General features: G+C 68.3%; 17 protein-coding genes, 1 tRNA gene and 1 pseudogene. 3 read left to right on the forward strand and 16 right to left on the reverse strand.

The genetic code is table 11. The features are described from left to right. From KF910_RS03390 to KF910_RS03420, 7 genes are all read right to left on the reverse strand, one after another. A complete protein-coding gene (locus KF910_RS03390) occupies positions 1 to 402 on the reverse strand; it encodes an SUF system Fe-S cluster assembly protein (protein ID WP_292258798.1) in 402 nt (133 codons plus the stop codon). After that, positions 399 to 1,664 (reverse strand): aminotransferase class V-fold PLP-dependent enzyme, encoded by a 1,266-nt coding sequence (locus tag KF910_RS03395; RefSeq protein ID WP_292258799.1) that lies wholly within the window; start codon positions 1,662 to 1,664, stop codon positions 399 to 401. The genes KF910_RS03390 and KF910_RS03395 overlap by 4 nt, the downstream gene beginning before the upstream one ends. Before the next feature lie 71 nt (positions 1,665 to 1,735). Next, entirely contained in the window at positions 1,736 to 2,755 is a 1,020-nt protein-coding gene (gene sufD, locus KF910_RS03400; RefSeq protein ID WP_292258800.1) for a Fe-S cluster assembly protein SufD, read from the reverse strand. Next, positions 2,752 to 3,501 (reverse strand): Fe-S cluster assembly ATPase SufC, encoded by a 750-nt coding sequence (gene sufC / locus KF910_RS03405; RefSeq protein ID WP_292258801.1) that lies wholly within the window; start codon positions 3,499 to 3,501, stop codon positions 2,752 to 2,754. Before sufC ends, sufD begins: the two co-directional genes overlap by 4 nt. A 286-nt stretch (positions 3,502 to 3,787) precedes the next feature. Beyond that, entirely contained in the window at positions 3,788 to 5,254 is a 1,467-nt protein-coding gene (sufB, locus tag KF910_RS03410) for a Fe-S cluster assembly protein SufB (RefSeq protein WP_292258802.1), read from the reverse strand. Then, positions 5,254 to 6,387, reverse strand: a complete 1,134-nt coding sequence (locus KF910_RS03415; RefSeq protein ID WP_292258803.1) for a cysteine desulfurase family protein — start codon at positions 6,385 to 6,387, stop codon at positions 5,254 to 5,256. The genes sufB and KF910_RS03415 overlap by 1 nt, the downstream gene beginning before the upstream one ends. Continuing rightward, positions 6,384 to 6,848 (reverse strand): Rrf2 family transcriptional regulator, encoded by a 465-nt coding sequence (locus KF910_RS03420; protein ID WP_292258804.1) that lies wholly within the window; start codon positions 6,846 to 6,848, stop codon positions 6,384 to 6,386. The genes KF910_RS03415 and KF910_RS03420 overlap by 4 nt, the downstream gene beginning before the upstream one ends. Before the next feature lie 153 nt (positions 6,849 to 7,001). On the opposite strand from KF910_RS03420, the gene KF910_RS03425 reads away from it, so the two are divergent. Further along, on the forward strand, positions 7,002 to 7,652 hold the full coding sequence (locus KF910_RS03425) for an alpha/beta hydrolase (RefSeq protein WP_292258805.1): 651 nt from the start codon (positions 7,002 to 7,004) through the stop codon (positions 7,650 to 7,652). A gap of 15 nt (positions 7,653 to 7,667) precedes the next feature. On the opposite strand, the gene KF910_RS03430 is transcribed toward KF910_RS03425, so the two are convergent. Genes KF910_RS03430 through KF910_RS03450 form a run of 5 tightly spaced genes read right to left on the reverse strand, consistent with a single transcriptional unit; the run spans position 7,668 to position 11,718 of the window. Beyond that, positions 7,668 to 8,471, reverse strand: a complete 804-nt coding sequence (locus KF910_RS03430; RefSeq protein ID WP_292258806.1) for an MBL fold metallo-hydrolase — start codon at positions 8,469 to 8,471, stop codon at positions 7,668 to 7,670. Then, positions 8,468 to 9,256, reverse strand: coding sequence for a TatD family hydrolase (locus KF910_RS03435; RefSeq protein WP_292258807.1), 789 nt, complete (start codon positions 9,254 to 9,256; stop codon positions 8,468 to 8,470). Before KF910_RS03435 ends, KF910_RS03430 begins: the two co-directional genes overlap by 4 nt. After that, positions 9,250 to 10,239, reverse strand: coding sequence for a DNA polymerase III subunit delta' (locus KF910_RS03440; protein WP_292258808.1), 990 nt, complete (start codon positions 10,237 to 10,239; stop codon positions 9,250 to 9,252). Before KF910_RS03440 ends, KF910_RS03435 begins: the two co-directional genes overlap by 7 nt. Beyond that, positions 10,236 to 10,862, reverse strand: a complete 627-nt coding sequence (gene tmk / locus KF910_RS03445) for a dTMP kinase (RefSeq protein ID WP_292258809.1) — start codon at positions 10,860 to 10,862, stop codon at positions 10,236 to 10,238. Before tmk ends, KF910_RS03440 begins: the two co-directional genes overlap by 4 nt. A gap of 49 nt (positions 10,863 to 10,911) precedes the next feature. Then, positions 10,912 to 11,718 (reverse strand): septal ring lytic transglycosylase RlpA family protein, encoded by an 807-nt coding sequence (locus KF910_RS03450; protein ID WP_292258810.1) that lies wholly within the window; start codon positions 11,716 to 11,718, stop codon positions 10,912 to 10,914. A 90-nt stretch (positions 11,719 to 11,808) separates the two neighbouring features. Here KF910_RS03450 and KF910_RS03455 point away from each other — a divergent pair. Then, positions 11,809 to 11,898, forward strand: a tRNA-Ser gene (locus KF910_RS03455). Positions 11,899 to 12,018: 120 nt separating this feature from the next. Beyond that, complete coding sequence (locus KF910_RS03460) at positions 12,019 to 12,246, forward strand: hypothetical protein (RefSeq protein ID WP_292258811.1); 228 nt, start codon at positions 12,019 to 12,021, stop codon at positions 12,244 to 12,246. Positions 12,247 to 12,474: 228 nt separating this feature from the next. Here KF910_RS03460 and KF910_RS14300 read toward each other — a convergent pair. From KF910_RS14300 to KF910_RS03480, 4 genes and pseudogenes are all read right to left on the reverse strand, one after another. Next, positions 12,475 to 13,515, reverse strand: a pseudogene (locus tag KF910_RS14300) (recombinase family protein); the annotation flags it as partial. Further along, positions 13,512 to 13,901, reverse strand: coding sequence for a helix-turn-helix domain-containing protein (locus KF910_RS03470; protein WP_279677964.1), 390 nt, complete (start codon positions 13,899 to 13,901; stop codon positions 13,512 to 13,514). The pseudogene KF910_RS14300 and the gene KF910_RS03470, both read right to left, overlap by 4 nt. Continuing rightward, positions 13,898 to 14,251, reverse strand: coding sequence for a toxin-antitoxin system TumE family protein (locus KF910_RS03475; protein WP_279677963.1), 354 nt, complete (start codon positions 14,249 to 14,251; stop codon positions 13,898 to 13,900). Before KF910_RS03475 ends, KF910_RS03470 begins: the two co-directional genes overlap by 4 nt. Next, complete coding sequence (locus KF910_RS03480; protein ID WP_292258813.1) at positions 14,248 to 14,571, reverse strand: hypothetical protein; 324 nt, start codon at positions 14,569 to 14,571, stop codon at positions 14,248 to 14,250. The genes KF910_RS03475 and KF910_RS03480 overlap by 4 nt, the downstream gene beginning before the upstream one ends. Positions 14,572 to 14,700: the final 129 nt, after the last annotated feature.

Consider the following 14,700-nt stretch of genomic DNA (forward strand, 5'->3'; position numbering starts at 1 on the left):
TCAGAACATGTTGAGCGCGAGCTTGGCCTCGTCGCTCATCTTCGAAGGGTCCCACGGCGGATCGAACACCAGGTTGGCGCGCGCCGACTTCACGCCCTGGACCGTCATCACGGCCGCCTCGACCCAGCCCGGCATTTCGCCGGCGACGGGGCAACCGGGCGCGGTCAGGGTCATTTCCACCAGCACGTCGCGGTCGTCGTTTACGTCCACCTTGTAGATCAGGCCCAGCTCATAGATATCGACCGGGATTTCCGGGTCGAACACCGTCTTCAGCGCCGCGATCAGGTCGTCGGTCAGCCGGTCCAGTTCGGCCTGGCCCAGGGCGCTCTGCCGAGGCTCGTCCCAGGCGGCGGCGAAATCGCCGCTGTCGCTGATGGTCTTGGCGTCCATATCCGTCGTCATACGAAGAACTCTCGCGCCCGAACCAGGGCGTCCACGAAGGCGTCCGCATCCTCCAGCGTATTATATAGGGCGAAGGAGGCGCGTGTGCTTGAAGTCACGCCGAAACGCGCGGCCAGGGGCTCGGCGCAGTGCAGACCGGCCCGCACCGCCACCCCATAGCGATCCATCACCTGGGCGATGTCGTGGGCGTGGATGCCCTCAAACACGAAGGTCAGGATGGCCCCCTTCCCTTCCGCCTCGCCCAGCACCCGCAGGCCGTTGACCCCAGCCAGCCGCCCGCGCGCATGGGCATACAGCCGCCGCTCGTGCTCGGCCACCGCCTGGCGGTCGAACTGCATCAGCCAGTCCAAGGCCGCGCCCAGGCCGATGGCCTCCAGGATCGGCGGGGTGCCCGCCTCGAACCTGTGTGGCGGCCGGGCGTATCTGACATGATCCCTGGTCACCGTCTCGATCATCTCGCCCCCGCCCTGATAGGGCGGCAGCATGTCCAGCGCCTCGGCCGTGCCGTGCAGCACGCCGACGCCGGTCGGTCCGAACAGCTTGTGGCCCGTCAGCACATACCAGTCGGCGCCGATGGCCCGGACGTCGGGCGCGGCATGCACCGCCCCCTGGCATCCGTCGATCAGCACCCGCGCCCCGGCCGCATGGGCCAGGCGGACGATCTCGGCGACCGGGTTGATCGTGCCCAGGACATTCGACATGTGGCTGACGGCCACGACCTTCGTCCTGGGGCCCAGCAGGCCCGCGAAGGCTTCCAGATCCAGCGACCCGTCGTCCCGCACCGGCGCCCATTTGAGCACCGCCCCATGGCGTTCGCGCAGCATGTGCCAGGGCACGATGTTGGAGTGGTGCTCCATCTCGGTGACGATGATTTCGTCGCCCGGCTGGATCGTGCGGCCGACGCCGGCGGCGACCAGGTTGATGGCCTCGGTCCCGCCCTTGGTCCAGACGATGTCGTCCGCCCGTCCTGCGTTCAGGAACCGCGCCACTGTCTCGCGCGCGGCCTCAAACGCCTCGGTCGTCTCGTTCGCCAGGGTGTGCAGTCCGCGATGGACGTTGGCGTAGCTGCCTTCCATCGCCGCCGTCAGGGCCTGGATCACCGCCCTCGGTTTCTGGGCCGAGGCGGCGTTGTCCAGATAGACCAGCGGCCGCCCGTTCACCTGGCGCGACAGGATGGGGAATTCGGACCGGACAGCCTGGGGGTCAAATCCTCCCCCATCGGGGGAGGGGGACCGCGAAGCGGTGGAGGGGGCTGGCTGCATCGCCGGTGTCAGGGGTTGGCCCCCTCCACCATGCTGCGCATGGTCCCCCTCCCCCGATGGGGGAGGAATGCTCACAGACGCGCCTCCAGCCAGTCGCGCGCCACATCGCGGGCGCCCTCGTGGCCGATGCGGTCGACCACCTCGATCAGGAAGGCCTGGGTCAAGAGGGCCCGCGCCTCCTCGGCCGGAATGCCGCGCTGCTGCATGTAGAACAGGGCGCTTTCATCCAGCGCGCCGACCGTATTGCCGTGGGCGCACGACACCTCGTCGGCGTAGATGACCAGCTCTGGCTTGGCGTCGATCTCGCCCCGGTCCGACAGGATCAGAGCGTGATGGCCCATGCGGGCGTCGGTGTCGTCGGCGCCGCGCGCGACCACGATCCTGCCCTGGAAGACACCCCGCGCCGTGTCGCGCACGACACCCTTGGTCAGCTGGCTGGTCACGCCGCCGCGCCCCTGGTGCGCCACCACGCTGGTCAGGTCGGCGTGGCGGGCGCCGGACAGCAGATAGAGGCCGTCCATCCGCACGGCGGCGCCCTGGCCCGGATGGGACACATGGGTTTCCAGGCGCTGCAGTTTCGCCCCTGTGGCGATAAGGGTCTGGTTGAACACGGCCCCGGCGCCCAGGCTGACCTCGGCCCGCGACAGGGCGATGGCGTCGTCGGCCTCATCGGCCAGGATGACGCGCGTCAGCCGGGCGCCCGCGCCGACGCGGATGTCCAGCGCCACGTTCGACACATAGCCGGCGGCGCGACCCTCATGGCTTTCCAGAAGCGTCAGGGCGCCGCCCGCCGCAACCTCGATCTTGAGCCTCGGCTGATGCCCCGCCCCCGCCTCGGTCGAGACGAAACGCAGCCGCACGGGCGCCGGATCGTCGCCATCGGCCACGATGTCGGTGAAGCCCTGAAGGCGCCCATTGACCACGGCCCGCTCTTGCCCGCCGAGGGCCGCGAACGGGCCGCCCGGCGCCACCGTGGCCTCAGCCGAGGCGGGCGGGGTCTCGCGCAGGAAGCGGCGCAGGTCGGTGTATTTCCACGCCTCGACCCGCCGGGTCGGGAAGCTGGACGGGTCGCGCAGATCGACCAGGGTCATGCGGCCGCCGGAAGGTATTTGTCATAGCCTTCCGCCTCCAGCGCCAGCGCCAGTTCCGGCCCGCCCGAGGCGACGATGCGACCGGCGGCCAGAACGTGCACCCGGTCCGGTTTGATGTAGTCCAGCAGGCGCTGATAGTGGGTGATGACAAGCATCGACCGGTCCGGCCGGCGCAGGGCGTTCACCCCGTCGGCGACGATACGAAGGGCGTCGATGTCCAGGCCCGAATCCGTCTCGTCCAGGATCAGCAGGGACGGCTCCAGCAGCACCGCCTGCAGGATTTCCATCCGCTTCTTCTCGCCGCCCGAGAAGCCGACGTTCAGCGGCCGTTTCAGCATGTCGAAATCCATCCGCAGCGACCGCGCCGCCTCGCGCGCCCGCTTCAGGAAGTCGGGCGCCGACAACTCGGCCTCGCCACGCTGGCGCTTCTGGGCGTTCACGGCGGTGCGGATGAAGGTCAGGGCCGGGACGCCCGGAATCTCGGTCGGATACTGGAACGACAGATAGACGCCTTCGGCCGCCCGCTCGGCCGGGCCCAGGGCCAAAAGGTTGCTCCCGCGCCATGCGACGGCGCCCTCGGTCGCCTCATAGCCCGGCCGTCCCGACAGGGCGTAGCCCAGGGTCGACTTGCCCGCCCCGTTCGGCCCCATGACGGCGTGCACCTCGCCCGTCGGAACGTCGAGCGTCAGGCCCTTGAGGATCGGCTTTTCGCCGACGGCGACGTGGAGGTTGGAGATGGAGAGCATCATGAAAACCAGCGAGCGTGCATTGCGCTCAAAAACGTGGGGTCAGAAACAGGGAGACCAGACGCATCACCGATAACCGAATCGATGCCGCACCGAGGACAAACGGCCGTGCAAGGGTCCGGCCTGCGCGAGAGTTCGCCGCCAGTTTCCTCAATCCAATCCTTGATTTCGGACGGTGGGAAGGTCTGACGGCAAGAGAAACAGCCGCAAACCTTGCTGGCGCGAAGCTCGTCACGATGACACGCACAGTGCCAATGGGCCCGCTCAAAGGTTTCGGCAGAGAACGTCATCCCACGCTCCCTTCAAGACTGATCGCCACCAGCTTCTGCGCCTCGACGGCGAACTCCATCGGCAGTTCCTGCAGCACGTCGCGGACGAAGCCGTTGACCAGAAGGGCGACCGCCTCCTCCTCGGACAGGCCGCGCTGCTGGGCGTAGAACAGCTGGTCCTCGCTCAGGCGCGTTGTCGTCGCCTCGTGCTCCAGCTGGGCCGAGCCGTTGCGGGCCTCGATATAGGGCACGGTGTGGCTGCCGCAGTCCTTGCCGATCAGCAGGCTGTCGCACTGGGTGAAGTTGCGGACACCCGTCGCCTTGGGGTGCACCGAGACCAGGCCGCGATAGGTCGAGTCCGACTTCCCCGCCGAGACCGCCTTGGCGATGATGCGGGATTTCGAGTTCCGGCCCAGGTGCACCATCTTGGTGCCGGTGTCGGCCTGCTGGCGGCCGTTGGTGATGGCGATGGAATAGAACTCGCCCGAGCTGTCCTCGCCCTTCAGCAGGCAGGAGGGATATTTCCAGGTGACGGCCGAACCCGTCTCAACCTGGGTCCAGGACACCTTGGACCGGTCGCCGCGGCAGTCGGCGCGCTTGGTGACGAAATTGTAGATGCCGCCCCGCCCTTCCGCATCGCCCGGATACCAGTTCTGGACCGTCGAATATTTGATCTCGGCGTCGTCCAGCGCCACCAGCTCAACCACCGCCGCGTGCAACTGGTTCTCGTCGCGCATCGGCGCCGTGCAGCCTTCCAGATAGGAGACATAGGCGCCCCGGTCGGCGATGATCAGGGTCCGCTCGAACTGGCCGGTGGAAGAGGCGTTGATGCGGAAATAGGTCGACAGCTCCATCGGGCAGCGCACGCCCGGCGGCACATAGACGAACGACCCGTCCGAAAACACGGCGCTGTTCAGGGCGGCGAAATAGTTGTCCGACACCGGGACGACGGTGCCGAGATATTGGCGCACCAGATCAGGATATTCGCGCAAGGCCTCGGAAATAGGCATGAAGATCACGCCCGCCTTGGCCAGTTCGGCCTTGAAGGTGGTGACCACGCTGACGCTGTCGAACACGGCGTCCACCGCCACCTTGGGCGCGCCCTGGACCCCCGCCAGCACCTCTTGCTCCTTCAGCGGGATGCCTAGCTTGGCATAGACTTCCAGAAGCTCGGGATCGACCTCGTCCAGGCTCTTGGGACCGTCCTTCTTCTTGGGCGCGGCGTAGTAGTGCAGGTCCTGATAGTCGACCGGTTCGTATTTCACGGAGGCCCAGGTCGGCTCCTCCATCGCCTGCCAGCGTTCGAAGGCGGCCAGGCGCCAGTCCAGCATCCACTGGGGCTCGCCCTTCTTCTGGCTGATGAAGCGCACGATGTCGGCGTTCAGCCCCTTGGGCGCGAACTCGGTCTCGATGTCCGAGACGAAGCCGTGCTCATAGGTCTCCAGCGCCGCGACGGCGTCGATGGTCTCCTTGACCGCGACCATCAGGCGACCTCGACCGTCTGGGCCGCCCGGGCCCGGCGTTTGCCCCAGGCCTCCAGCCAGGCGTCGGCGAACCGGATCCAGTCGGCCTCGGTCGTGCCCCAGCCGCCCGAGATCCGAATGCCGTTGGTGGCCAGATCGACCAGGCCGGTGGCCAGTATGGCGCGCGACGGCTTGGTCTTGCCCGACGAGCAGGCGCTGCCGGCCGAAACCATCACCCCCATCAGATCCAGGGTGATCAGCTGCTGCGGGCTGTCCCAGCCGGGGGCGGCCATGAACAGGGTGTTGGGCAGGCGCGGCGCGCCTTCGGCGATGATGGTCGCCCCGGCTGCCTTGACCCGCGCCTCGGCGGCGTCGCGCCAGGCGACATGGGCCTGGGACGCGGCCAGATCACGCGCGGCGCAGTCGGCCGCGGCGCCGAAACCGGCGATGCCCGGCACATTCTCGGTGCCGGCGCGCAGACCGCGTTCCTGGCCGGCGCCGTGGATCATGCGAACGGCCTCGCGGCCTTCCTTCAGCACCAGGGCGCCCACGCCCTGCGGCCCGCCCAGCTTGTGCGCCGACAGGGTAAGGGAATCGGCGCCCAGGGCGGCCATATCGACCGGAATCTTGCCCGCCGACTGGATGGCGTCGACATGCAGCCAGCCGCCCGCCGACCGCACCAGCCGCGCCGCCTCGGCGATGGGCTGGATCGCGCCGCTCTCGTTATTGGCGTGATGGATGGCGACCACCGCCCTGCCCGGCTGGCCCAGCAGTTCGCGCAGCCTGTTCAGGTCGACCACGCCGTCGCGGTTCACCGGCAGCATCTTCACCGGCTTGCCCGACGCGGTCGCCGCCTCGGCCACACAGGGATGTTCGGTGGCGCAGACGATCAGCCGCTCGCATCCGGCCGCCAGGGCGCTCAGCAGGGCCTGGGCGTTCGATTCCGTGCCGCCGGACGAGAAGACCACCGCCGTCGCATCGGCCCCGACCAGGGCCGCGACCTGGGCCCGCGCCGTTTCGACCCGCGCCCGCGCGCGCCGCCCGGCGGCGTGGACAGCCGAGGGATTGCCGTTGTCGGCCAGGGCCTTGGCCATGACATCCTGAACTTCCGGGCGAACCAGGGCCGAGGCGTTGTAATCCAGATAGACGCTCACGCCGCCGCTCCCACTTGACCATCCGCCGCCGACCGGCGCCGCGCGCCCGTGCGGTTCATCACCACATCCTCCAGAGACACGGCGGCCAGGAAGGCGTGGATCTCCTCGCCCAGATCCTCCCACAGATTGTGGGTGATGCAGCGTTCGCCGGCCATCATGCAGCCGCGCGGGGACGAATGGGCGGCGCAGCGGGTCGCGCGGATCGGCTCGTCCACCGCCAGAACGATCTCGGCCACCGTCGTCTCCCGCGACCCCCGCGCCAGACGATAGCCGCCGCCAGGGCCGCGCACGGAACGGACCAGGCCGCTCTTCCTCAGGCGCGCGAACAGCTGTTCCAGATAACTCAGGGAAATCTCCTGCCGCGCCGCGATCTCGGCCAGGGACACCGCGCGATCCCGTCCGTTCCGGGCCAGATCGGCCATGGCCATCACGGCGTATCGTCCCTTGGTCGACAGTCGCATCGCGGGTTCCTCAAAAATTGCGCGCTTTCGGGGGCTGTTGTGCTAAGACCCCCGCCTTCGCGGGCGAACCGGCGCGCGTGGCGGACTTAGAAAGTCCGACTGCCCCGGTCAAGTATTACGCGACTGCGAAACGACAGTTGAGACGGGATTTCCATGCCTGAAGTCATTCTGCCCGGCGCCTCGGGCCGCATCGAAGGTCGCTATTCGCCGGGCAAGCGCCCGAACGCCCCCATCGCCCTGATCCTGCACCCGCACCCCAAGGCGGCGGGACATATGAACAATCCGGTGGCGGTGACCCTGCACCAGCTGTTCGTCAAGCGCGGCTTCGCCACCCTGCGCTACAACAGCCGCGGCGTCGGCAAGTCCCAGGGCGAATTCGACAGCGGCATAGGCGAGCTGGCCGACGCGGCCACGGCCCTGGACTGGCTCCAGGCCAACAATCCGGCCGCCAGCCAGACCTGGGTCGCCGGCTATCAGTTCGGGGCCTATATCGGCATGCAGCTGCTGATGCGCCGGCCGGAAACGGACGGCTTCATCTCGGTGTCGCCGCCGTCCAACATCTACGATTTCAGCTTCCTGGCCCCCTGCCCGGCCTCGGGCCTGTTCCTGCACGGCACGGCCGACACCATCGTCCCGCCGATCGAGGTGGAGCGCGTGGTCAACAAGCTGCGGACCCAGAAGGGCATCGTCATCGACTATGAACTGGAAGAGGGCGCGACCCACTTCTGGCAGGACCATCTGGAGGCCGTCGACCGCCGCGTCGGCGCCTATCTGGACAAGCGGCTGGAAGAAAACCCGGCCTGACGCCGGGCGGTCGGATCAGAGCGGAAACGCCGCCGTCCAGCCGTCATGGGCCACCTCGACATTCGCCGGCACGCGCCGGCGAAGGGTCTGATAGTCCATGTCGATGTGCAGATTGGTCAGCAGGGCGCGCTCCACTCCCGCCTCGGCGATCCAGTCCAGCGTCTTGTCCAGGTGGGCGTGGGTCGGGTGTGGCGTCATCCTGAGGGCGTCCACGATCCACAGCGCGCAGCCCCGCACGGCGTCTAGCGCCGCCGGGTCCAGGTCGGACACATCACTGGAATAGGCGACCGGTCCCAGTCGATAGCCGACTGAACGGATCGGGCCATGCGCCTGGTCGAAGGTGACGACCGGGATCGACCCGCCCGCCCCGTCGATGCTCCACCCGACGCCGTGCGGCGGCAGGTCGCGACGCTCCAGGATGGGCGGATAGCCCTCAAGACTCTCGAAGATATAGCGGAAGCGGTGGTGCAGGGCCGCCGCCGTGGGCGCGTCCATCCAGGCTGGTATCCGCCGCCTTGCCCGCATGGCGAAGACGCGCAGATCATCGATCCCATGGGTCTGGTCGGCATGATCGTGGGTATAGAAGACGGCGTCCAGCGTCTTCAGTCCGGCCGCCAGCGCCTGCTCGCGCAGATCCGGAGAGGTGTCGATCAGGACCGCCGTCTCGCCTTCGCGGCCCCGTCGCCGGGCCAGCATCGAACAGCGACTGCGCCGGTTGCGGGGTTCGCCCGGGTCGCAGACGCCCCAGTCGCCGTCGCCGCGCGGGACGCCGCCGGACGAGCCGCAGCCCAGCACCGTGATCTCCAGCTGGTCGCTCATGCCCCCTCCGGGCGCGGAATGCGGTCAAACAGGGCGAAGAAGGCGTCGGTCGTCCGCGCCTCGGCCTCTTCCCGGCTCCAGCCCCGGATCTCGGCCAGCTTGTCGAGGACATGGCCCACATAGGCCGGTTCGTTGCGGCGCCCCCGGTGCGGGATCGGCGCCAGATAGGGGCAGTCGGTCTCGACGATGATCCGGTCGGCCGGCATGTCGCGGATCACCGCCCGCACATCGTCCGCCGCCTTGAAGGTGGCGATGCCCGAGACCGAGAACCAGGCGCCAAGTTCGGCTGCCAGTTCCGCCAGTTGCGGGCCGCTGGTGTAGCAGTGCATCAGGAAGCGGAATGGCCCTTCGGCCATCTCCTCCCTCAGGATCGCGGCCATCACGTCGTCGGCCTCGCGCGTATGGACCACCAGGGGCAGGCCCGTCTGGCGCGCCGCGGCGACATGGGCGCGGAAGACCTGGGCCTGGGTTTCCCGCGGACTGAGGTCGTAGTGGAAGTCCAGGCCGCACTCGCCGATCCCGACCACCCGCGGCCGCCCCGCCAGACCGATCAGCCGTGAGGACGTCAGGTCCGCATAATGCCGCGCCTCGTGCGGATGGACGCCGACGGTGCACCAGATGTCCGGATGGGCCATGGCCAGGCCGTGCGTCGCCTCGAAGGTCGCCAGCCGGTCCGAGATTTCGACCATCAGGGATACCCCCGCCTCACGCGCCCGTTCGATCACGGCGTCACGATCCGCGTCGAACTGTGGCGCATGCAGGTTGACGTGGCTGTCGATCAGCATGCCGGGGGCCCCGTCATCCGCCGGGTGCGGGCCAGGTCGGCCAGGGCGCCGGACAGGACGTCGCCCTTGTCCAGGTTCAGGCCGGATTGACGCTCAGGCAGTTCGGACAGCCGCCCCCACAGCTCGGCCCAGCGCGCGCCGTCGGGGCCCGCCGACAGGGCCCTTTCGCGCACGGCCGCGATCAACCGTTCCATCAGGATGTCGAACCGCGCCTGGCCCTCCGCGCCCCGGAAGCCGTCGATGACGGCCAGCTGCTCGGCCCGATCCGCGTCGGCGGCCACCCAGGCGCGGGCCAGTTCGTCGGCCTCGACCACCGGCCCCGCGGCCAGGGCCAGGGCGCGGCCGGGCGAACCGCCCGCCATGACCGCCGCCCGATGCGCCGCCTCGCCGCCCACGCCCGTGCGGCGCGCGACCAGGGCCTCCAGCCTATCCTCGGCCCAGACAGGAAAGGCCAGGCGACGGCAACGGGACCGGATGGTGGCCAGAAGCCGCCCCGGGGCATGGGTCACCAGGAACAGGACGCCACGCTCAGGCGGTTCCTCAAGAACCTTCAGCAGGGCGTTGGCGGCATTCAGATTCAGGTCGTCGGCCGCATCGATGATCGCCACCCTGTGACGCGCCTGGGACGGGCTCTTGGCGAAGAACTCCGGCAGGTCACGCGCCTGGTCGACCGAGATGTTCCGCTTGGTCCGTCCGCCCTCCACCAGGCGCTCCAGCACCAGCAGGTCGGGATGGGCCTGGGCCGAGACCAGGCGGCTGACCGGATCGTCCGGCCGCGCGCCCAGAGGTCCCCGCGCGGGGTCCGGCGCGGCGCCCAGCAGACGACGCGCCGCCCGATAGGCGAAACTGGCTTTCCCGGCCCCCTCCGGCCCGCACAACAGCCAGGCGTGATGCAGGCGCCCGCGCTCAAGCGCATCCAGAAACGCCGTCTCCGCCGCCTCGTCGGGAACCAGGTCGAACCGGTCGCGGGGGTGGTCGGTCACAGCAGCCGCTCCCGCACCGCGGCCCAGAGACGCGCCTCGACCGTATCCGGATCGGCGTCGGCGTCGATCATCACACAGCGCTGGGGGTGACGGCGGGCGATGTCGGCGAACCCGTCGCGCAGCCGCTGATGGAAGGCCAGGCCCTTGGCTTCGAACCGGGTCTCGAACAGGCCCCGGCCGAACGCCCGCTCCAGCCCCACCTCGACAGGCAGGTCGAACACCAGGGTCAGGTCCGGCTGATCGGCGCCGACCACGGCGGCGTCGATGGCCTCGATCACCTGGGGCGCCACGCCGCCGCCCGCCCCCTGATAGGCCCGGCTGGAATCGGCGAAACGGTCGCAGACCACCCAGCGGCCGGCGTCCAGGGCCGGACGGATGGTCCGTTCCAGATGGTCGCAGCGCGCGGCGTACATCAGCAGGGTCTCGGTCATGGCCGACCAGGCCTCGGTCTCGCCGGAAACGACCAGGTTGCGGATGGTCTCTGCGCCCGGACTGCCGCCCGGCTCGCGCGTGCGGATCGCCTCGATCCCCTGGGCGCGCAGCCGTTCGACCAGGCGCACGGCCTGGGTCGTCTTGCCGGCGCCTTCGCCGCCTTCCAGGGTGATGAACCGCCCGCGAGTCATCGGCGCACAATGGCGGCCCGGCCGCCCCCCGCCAAGGGCGCAGGCCGCCTCAGCCGCCGGAAATCAGCATGGCGTCGACATAGCCGAAGGCGACGGCGGCCTGGCGCGCGCGCTCGGCGGCATTGGCGTCGGGCCAGGGGCCCAGCATGACGCGGTAGAGACCGCCGCGAGCATCGTCGATGCGAGCCGAACGGCCCAGGGCGTCGGCGGCCCGCCGCGCCCGCTCCACATCGGAAAAGGCCCCGGCCTGGACCCAGAAGGCGCGCGGCTCGACCGGCGGCGGGCGCGCGGTCTGCGCGGTTGACGGCGGCGTCTGGGCGACCTGCAGCGCCCTGCCCCCGCCCAGCCGCGGCGCCCGGCCCAGATAACGCACCCGCACCTGGCCCACCCCGGCCTGAAGCAGGCCCAGCTCCTGCGCCGCGCCGCGCGAAAGGTCCAGGATGCGTCCATCGACGAAAGGCCCCCGGTCATTGACCCGCAGGACCGCCCGACGGCCGTTGGCCATGTTGGTCACCTCGACCAAACCGGGCAGAGGCAAGGTCTTATGCGCCGCCGTCAGGGCGTGCATGTCGAAGATCTCGCCCGTGGCCGTGGGCCGGCCGTTGAAGGCGTCGCCATACCATGAGGCCAGGCCCACCTCGTCATAGGCCGGCTGTTCCTCGGGCCGATACCAACGGCCGCGCACCTGATAGGGCCGCATGGTCCCGCTGACGATCGGGGCCGGATCGTCGACGGCCGGATAGGCGACGGCGGCGCCGCCCGGCCGCGGGCCCATGCTGGCGCAGGCGGCGGACGTCAGGGCCAGGGCCGCGATCAGCAGCCCCCGCCATCCCCTCGCTCCCAGCCTGGACCGCATCATGAGCTCAGGATGGGCCGCAAGGATTTCCGCTTTGGTTAACGCGCCCTTGTGCTGCTATGCACCCTTCCCTGCCCGTCGCCGGGCGATGGACAGGTGGCCGAGTGGTTTAAGGCAGCGGTCTTGAAAACCGCCGTGGGTGGAAGCCCACCGTGGGTTCGAATCCCACCCTGTCCGCCACTTCGGTATAAAACCGGGAACGCCGATTCCCGCCGATTTCCCTCCTTTAGTAGCTATCAGCATCCTCAACAGCGTGCTTTTGCTGCCGTTGATGTAGATCGCGTCGTCCGCGACCTCGACATGCTGGGCGAAAGCCCGGACGTGATCCCGCCGATAGCCGCTCTTTTCAAGCCGAAGCCCGGCGCGCGCTTCGCTCGCCAGTTCCCGCACGGCCGCCCCTGTGAGGCCCTGATGGGCCGAGCTTTTCAGCATGGCCTCGGTCCTTGCGGCGTCGGCCCGTGCCTGATCCCGTATCGCTGTAAGGCCGGCGATGCGTTCGCCGAGGGCGGATTCGGCCGGATCGAGTGAACCGGCTTCGATAGCTTCATAGAGCCGCTTGAGGCGCATGTCGGCCTCGGCCGCGCGCTGGTTCAATTCGGCGATGTGCTGGCTGCGCCGCTCGACGCTCTCCTGCCGGCGATCCAATAGCGAGGCGAGCACGTCTTCGATCCGCTCGGGGTCCAGCAGCCTTTCCTCGATGTGGCTGACCACGATGCGGTCGAGCTTGTCCATCGGGATCGCGCGGCCCTTGCAGCCGGTTTCGCCCTGCCGCGCCCGGATCGAACAGGCATAATAGCGATAGCGGCCGTTCTTGCCGGTGCGCAGCGTCATAGCCCCGCCGCAATTGCCGCAATAGCAAATGCCGGTCAGCAGGTTCGGGCCGCTGACGACGCGTGGCGGTGTCACCTTCGGGTTGTTGACCTGCAACCGCTTCTGCACCGCCTCGAATATCTCAAGGTCGATCAGCGGCGGCACCGCGACGGTGACGACTTCTTCCTCCGGCTTCACCTCGCCTTTCTTGGAACGGCGATTGAAGCGATGTTCGCCGACATAGGTGCGGCGGGTCAGGACACGGTGAAGCTGGCCGATGCCCCAACGCCCGCCGCTGCGAGTGAACATGCTGTTCCTGTTGAGGTAGCTGACAATGTTCTTGACGCCCATGGGGCCGGACGTGCCGTCGCCTTCCGATGCGAGGCGGAAGATCAGCCGCACGGTGTCGGCGTGCAGCGGGTCGATTTCCAGCTTCTTCTTCATCTTCGTGCCGCGCTGCTCGGCATCGACGACGCGGTAGCCGATGGGCGGCAGCGAACCGTTCCAGAAGCCTTGCCGCGCGTTCTCCTTCAAGGCGCGCAGGACGTGCTTGGCGTTCTCCTTTGACTGGTATTCGTCGAACAGTGACATGATCCGCCGCATCATCTGGTGGATCGGATCGTCACCAAGTTCCTGCGTCATGGATACGAGCTTGACGCCGTTCTTCGCCAGCTTCCGGTAGTAGTATTCCATTTCAAATTCGTCGCGAAAGAACCGCGAGAAGCTATGCACCACCACCACGTCGAACGCTGGCGGCTTCGACGTGCCGGCTTCGATCATGCGCTGGAACTCGGGGCGGCGGTCGTTGGTCGCCGATGCACCCGGCTCGACGAAGGTTTCCACAAGCTGATAGCCGCGAGACTCGCAATAGGCTTCGCCCTGCCGCTTCTGGTCGGGGATCGACACGTCATGCTCGGCCTGCCGCGCCGTCGAGACGCGCAGATAGAGCGCGGCGCGTTGGGCGACGTGCGGGGAATGAATGTTCATAGCGCGCCTCCTTTCGCCGCGCGGCGTTCGAGCAAGGGCAAGGCCAGCTCGACACGATCATGCAGCACCTTGGGCACGAGCTTCTGGCCTTCGCCGGGGTCCATGCGGACAAGGCCGTAGCTCGCCATCTTCTTGAGGGTTCGGGACAGGTTGGGCTTTGCCCGTCCCGTGATCCGCGACAGTTCCTCCAGCGAGCCGGGCGACTGCTCGTCGATGACGCGTAGCAGCTCGCGGTTCCCGCTGGACAGGAGTTGCGCGAAGGATTCCATGGATGTGAACCACACCTTCGGATCGTCCGCCGCCGGCTTTTCCTCGCCCTTGGCGATCCGCATGGTGCGGGCCTTCATCTCGTCATAGCCGGCGATCCCGACTTTCAATGTGGTCATGTTACGCCTCGCTCCTTCAATACCGCGTCCACCGCCTGCCAGAAGTCGGCCAGCAGCGTGGCCGCGTCCTCGTAGGCGTAGGGCTTCACGGTCTGGAGGCGGTGTCGATGGTCCATCGGCTCGCCGCGTCTGCCCCGGCCGACCGGATGGGCGTTATCGAAGCCGACCAGCCGTTCGCCCGAAGGCCCGTGAAGCGTGAGCGAGTAATCGAGGCCGTGCGGCTTTTCCGGCGATGCCGGAACGCGGGTGACGATGAACTTCACCCAATGGCCGCCCTCGGGATCGACGACAAGCACCTGACCGTCGAGGTCCAGAAGCGTGTCGAGGCTCTGGTCACGATCCTCGCTCATGACTTACTGTTATCATCGGATGATAACGATGGCAAGCCCTGATTGTCTGGATCGGGGTCGATGGGGCCGAATAGCCGGTCGAGCACATGCCCGAAATGCCGCTCGAAGATTTGCAGTTCTTCCTCGGTGATCGGCACCTTCTCGGGCCAGTCGTCGAAGACCGGCAGCGTCTCAACATCGACGATGCGAAGCGGCGACCTGCGGCGTTCCCGGCCATCCGGCGTGGGTTCGTCGGCGTAGTCGAAAAGATCGTCGGGAAGTGGTTCGGGGACCGGGTGTCGCGGTCGCCCTTTGCGGGCGCGGCGGCGCTCTGCGCACATGGAATCCTCCTTGGTTCTGGTGGATTCCGGGGCGCTATAGGCCCCGGAATTAGGCGAACCATGGAGGGCAGTCGGCGGCCTGTAGCGTGCCGCATTTGCGGTGATGCGCTGGCGGCACCCCTGCTGTCA

Origin of the sequence: Brevundimonas sp., from assembly GCF_019636155.1 — a bacterium.
Classification (GTDB): Bacteria; Pseudomonadota; Alphaproteobacteria; order Caulobacterales; family Caulobacteraceae; genus Brevundimonas.

Excerpts from the sequence above, each read along its gene's own strand:
- KF910_RS03390 (WP_292258798.1), bottom strand. The coding sequence starts at position 402 with ATGACGACGGATATGGACGCCAAGACCATCAGCGACAGCGGCGATTTC.
- KF910_RS03395 (WP_292258799.1), bottom strand. The coding sequence starts at position 1,664 with ATGCAGCCAGCCCCCTCCACCGCTTCGCGGTCCCCCTCCCCCGATGGG.
- sufD (WP_292258800.1), bottom strand. The coding sequence starts at position 2,755 with ATGACCCTGGTCGATCTGCGCGACCCGTCCAGCTTCCCGACCCGGCGG.
- sufC (WP_292258801.1), bottom strand. The coding sequence starts at position 3,501 with ATGCTCTCCATCTCCAACCTCCACGTCGCCGTCGGCGAAAAGCCGATC.
- sufB (WP_292258802.1), bottom strand. The coding sequence starts at position 5,254 with ATGGTCGCGGTCAAGGAGACCATCGACGCCGTCGCGGCGCTGGAGACC.
- KF910_RS03420 (WP_292258804.1), bottom strand. The coding sequence starts at position 6,848 with ATGCGACTGTCGACCAAGGGACGATACGCCGTGATGGCCATGGCCGAT.
- KF910_RS03425 (WP_292258805.1), top strand. The coding sequence starts at position 7,002 with ATGCCTGAAGTCATTCTGCCCGGCGCCTCGGGCCGCATCGAAGGTCGC.
- KF910_RS03430 (WP_292258806.1), bottom strand. The coding sequence starts at position 8,471 with ATGAGCGACCAGCTGGAGATCACGGTGCTGGGCTGCGGCTCGTCCGGC.
- KF910_RS03435 (WP_292258807.1), bottom strand. The coding sequence starts at position 9,256 with ATGCTGATCGACAGCCACGTCAACCTGCATGCGCCACAGTTCGACGCG.
- tmk (WP_292258809.1), bottom strand. The coding sequence starts at position 10,862 with ATGACTCGCGGGCGGTTCATCACCCTGGAAGGCGGCGAAGGCGCCGGC.
- KF910_RS03450 (WP_292258810.1), bottom strand. The coding sequence starts at position 11,718 with ATGCGGTCCAGGCTGGGAGCGAGGGGATGGCGGGGGCTGCTGATCGCG.
- KF910_RS03460 (WP_292258811.1), top strand. The coding sequence starts at position 12,019 with ATGCTGGGCGAAAGCCCGGACGTGATCCCGCCGATAGCCGCTCTTTTC.
- KF910_RS03470 (WP_279677964.1), bottom strand. The coding sequence starts at position 13,901 with ATGACCACATTGAAAGTCGGGATCGCCGGCTATGACGAGATGAAGGCC.
- KF910_RS03475 (WP_279677963.1), bottom strand. The coding sequence starts at position 14,251 with ATGAGCGAGGATCGTGACCAGAGCCTCGACACGCTTCTGGACCTCGAC.
- KF910_RS03480 (WP_292258813.1), bottom strand. The coding sequence starts at position 14,571 with ATGTGCGCAGAGCGCCGCCGCGCCCGCAAAGGGCGACCGCGACACCCG.